The sequence below is a fragment of the Micrococcus sp. GbtcB5 genome, assembly GCF_019091605.1.
Taxonomy (GTDB): Bacteria; Actinomycetota; Actinomycetes; order Actinomycetales; family Micrococcaceae; genus Micrococcus; species Micrococcus luteus.
Genome location: NZ_JAGXJK010000621.1, coordinates 1 through 230, shown reverse-complemented (window position 1 = coordinate 230; position 230 = coordinate 1). Strand labels below are relative to the sequence as shown.

Sequence of the window (230 nt, the reverse complement as noted above, 5' to 3'; positions counted from 1 at the left end):
CGGCCCGCGGTCTGCGGGGCCAGGTCTGGCCCCGCCGGCCGGCCCCGCCCCCGCGGCCGGAGGCGGTGGCCCGGGTCCCCTCGCCCACGGACGAGCCGCGCGCGCTCGCGTGGGCGCTGAAGGCGCACGGCTGCCGATTCGTGTGGCCGATCACGTCCCTCGCCCTGCTGGAGGTCACCGGGACTGTGGACCCCCCCCTCCTCGGCTCGTGTCTTAGAGGGGTGTCCGTG

At 78.3% G+C, this 230-nt stretch carries 1 pseudogene; it reads left to right on the top strand.

What is annotated here, in order from left to right:
- Nucleotides 1-230: pseudogene (locus KVS67_RS13735) on the top strand (DNA-3-methyladenine glycosylase I); the annotation flags it as partial.